The sequence below is a fragment of the Betaproteobacteria bacterium genome (genome assembly GCA_016791345.1).
Classification (GTDB): domain Bacteria; phylum Pseudomonadota; class Gammaproteobacteria; order Burkholderiales; family JAEUMW01; genus JAEUMW01.
The window spans coordinates 1-2,843 of record JAEUMW010000253.1; the positions used below are offsets into that span (position 1 = coordinate 1).

The following is a 2,843-nucleotide window of genomic DNA, read 5'->3' on the forward strand; positions in this document are numbered from 1 at the left end:
AGTGCTGAAGAACACCGATACGACCATGGTCGGGAAAGACGCACCGGTGCAGCAGGAGTTGCGCGACATGCTGCAGGAGCTCACGCGGGCGGCGCGTTCGCTGCGCGTGCTGACCGACTACCTGGAGCAGCACCCCGAGGCACTGATCCGCGGCAAGGAGAAACAACCGTGAGAGGCCACCACCAAGTCGCGCGCGTGCTCGTCTGGGCACTGCTGGGTGTGCTCGCTGCGGGTTGTGCGTCGCCCGCGGCGCGCTTCTACCGCTTAAGCGCGGTGAGCGCACCGCCGCAGGCGTCCCTGTCAACACCCGCAGCGCTGTCGGTGGTGGTGGGTCCGGTGTCGATACCGGCCCTCGTCGACCGCCCGCAGTTTGTGCTCAGCAGCGGAGCGAACGAGGTGCGGGTGGACGAATTCAATCGCTGGGCGGCGCCCCTGGCCGACGACATCGGCCGCGTGGTGGCGGAGGACCTGGTCGTACTGCTCGCCACGCCGCAGGTCACCCTCTATGCGCAGCAGGCGGGCGAGGCGGCGCAGTCCCGGGTGGCGATCGGCGTGCAGCGCTTCGAGTCCCCCCCGGGGCCGGCGGTGCTGCTCGTTGCGGTGTGGAGCGTGCGGCGCACGCGCGACGGGGTGAGCCAGAGCGGGCGCACGACCCTCACCGAACCCAGCCCAGACCCCGGCTACGAGCTACTGGCCGCCGCTCACTCCAAAGCACTCTCACAGCTCGGCTCGGATATCGCCAGCGCTGTACTCAAACTCGCCGTTCCGTGAATTGATCGGAATGACGAACGACTGGAGGTTTGTTTCAGGAGCAGCCTCCCTGGGCGGGCGACACGATCCGGGCGGACGAGGAGCCGATTTGCACCGCGGATACAGACGCGGATGCGGCAATCAATATCAATCCCAAGAGGGGCGCCGCGCGGCGCAGGCAGCGTGATACGACGGAAAGATGGTCGAGAAGAACCCGGGAGCAGCGCGCGTCACTGCCGTCCGCGGCGCGCAGCGCGCTGACTGCCGCGGCAGACCTGTGCCGCCGCGGCAACGTCACAATCTCATTTGCTCTGACTGAGCTTCGCCGGTTGTGCTGGCTGCGGTGTTTCAGCCGGCTCCTTTTCGGCGGCTGCCGGAGTCGGTGTCAGGGGTGAGGTCACGACATCCCGGTAGACGAGTATTTCCACACGGCGGTTCTTCGCCCTGCCATTTGCCGTGCTGTTGGTGGAAAGCGGTGCGCTTTCCCCATACGACACCGGAATCACCTGCAGCGGGTCGGTCGACGCCTTCGAGGTGACGTACTGCGCGACCGCCTTCGCCCGCTGTTGCCCGAGGTCGTAGTTGTAATCCGGGCTGCCTGCGTTGTCGGTGTGGCCGGCGACGACGATGGTCGTTGCATCGAGTCCGCCGGGCTGTGTCTTGAGGTCGCCGAGAACCGCGTCGATTTCCTTCTTCGCCTTCTTCGGCAGATTGGACGAGCCGGGACTGAAGGTCGCACCTTCCTTGAGGTCGATCACGACGCGGCGTTCGACCTTGAGGTTGGCGAGCGCGTTCAGCGCCTGCTCGCTCTTGCCGTCGACCACGCGCAGCGTGCCTTCGACACCGGAAAGCCGCCCGCTCAGGTTGCTGATCTTGCCCTCGGCCTGGGTGAGGCGCTCGTCGTACGTCGACACCTGCTGGGTAACCGGCTGCATCTGGGTTTGCACCCAGTCGCGCGTGGCGATGCACCCTTGCGTCGTCAGCACGACAGCGGAACCCGCCGCGGCGAGCAGCACCTTCGAAGCAATGCGAACCTGTGTTTCTCTCATCAACGTTCTCCCGACTCCGGAAAGGATGACCGAATGCGACGACCACCTGCGAACTCGGCGCCGCCACACGGCGTCGGACAGGGGAGCGCAACTCGTGTGGTCAGGCCGTTCGTTTTCGGCTCGGCGCACGGCCGAGCGGCGTTCTGGAGGGCACGTATTCCACCGCAATTGCCCGCATTGTGAGGGCGGGGGACTTACAGATTACTTACATTTCGCGCGGTGCGCCATGGCGAAAGCCTGGAATCAGGGCCCTTCGCGCGCTGTCCTAGAGCTGGCGTTGAAACCAAAGGAGGTTTCGTAATGGACGCACATCGTGTGTTGACACCGCATGAGGCCGAGGCGGTGGTGGAAGAGCGCATCGAAGGCTTCGGGCTGGGTGCGCTGCCTCGCGTCGCCGTCGAGGCGCTTGCCGACGGGACCTGGCGGATACGATGGGAGCATCTGGAGCGCATCGCCGCGCCGATGACGGAAGACGCCTGGCGGGCCTGGCTCGAAGAAAACGTCGGTTCGCTCGACGCCGGGGACCTGGAGACAACCGAGAGCTGAAGCGGATTACAGTCCGGCGCCCCAGCGGTACTGCCAGGCGATGCCGAGCAGATTGTAATTGTTGTCGGTGCGTGCAGAGACGCCACGGCTCGCGTAGAGCTTGACGGAGTTGTGGGGGTCGACGGGGAAGGCGAGCGTGCCCCCGATGCGCCAGTTCTGCTGCAGGTCCTCGTTCAGCGTACCGTTGAGCGTCGTACGACCGCCGGTGAAGTAGGTCGCGTCGAGCGAGCCCCAGATTCCCGAACGCCAGCCGTAGATCACATGCCCTTGCAGCGAATAGATCGGAGCCTGTGAACGCGCGTTGCCGCGGTAGAAGTCGTTGTTGTCCGTGAAGATGGTCGCAGCCGCCTGGAATTCCAGCGTCCATTGCCCCAGCGCCTGGGAAATGCCGACTTCCGGCTTGAAGGACCAGCGGTTCGTGCCGATGTTGACCAGCTTGCTCGGGTCGTACTGACCCGCAGGCGCCGACACCTGCAGGCTCGCGCCGACGATCAGGTC

At 65.5% G+C, this 2,843-nt stretch carries 5 protein-coding genes; 3 read left to right on the top strand and 2 right to left on the bottom strand.

Annotated elements, in window-relative coordinates:
* Positions 1 to 25 precede the first annotated feature (25 nt).
* A complete protein-coding gene (locus tag JNK68_09855; GenBank protein MBL8540661.1) occupies positions 26 to 172 on the top strand; it encodes a hypothetical protein in 147 nt (48 codons plus the stop codon).
* Positions 169 to 771, top strand: coding sequence for a membrane integrity-associated transporter subunit PqiC (locus JNK68_09860; GenBank protein MBL8540662.1), 603 nt, complete (start codon positions 169 to 171; stop codon positions 769 to 771). Before JNK68_09855 ends, JNK68_09860 begins: the two co-directional genes overlap by 4 nt.
* A 281-nt stretch (positions 772 to 1,052) precedes the next feature.
* Here the strand turns inward: JNK68_09860 and JNK68_09865 are convergent, their stop codons facing one another.
* Positions 1,053 to 1,799, bottom strand: coding sequence for an OmpA family protein (locus JNK68_09865; GenBank protein ID MBL8540663.1), 747 nt, complete (start codon positions 1,797 to 1,799; stop codon positions 1,053 to 1,055).
* A 300-nt stretch (positions 1,800 to 2,099) separates the two neighbouring features.
* Between JNK68_09865 and JNK68_09870 the strand changes: the two genes are divergently transcribed.
* Positions 2,100 to 2,345 (top strand): hypothetical protein, encoded by a 246-nt coding sequence (locus tag JNK68_09870; protein MBL8540664.1) that lies wholly within the window; start codon positions 2,100 to 2,102, stop codon positions 2,343 to 2,345.
* Between the two features lie 6 nt (positions 2,346 to 2,351).
* Here JNK68_09870 and JNK68_09875 read toward each other — a convergent pair.
* Positions 2,352 to 2,843: transporter (locus JNK68_09875; GenBank protein MBL8540665.1), on the bottom strand; the 492-nt coding region annotated here is incomplete at its 5' end.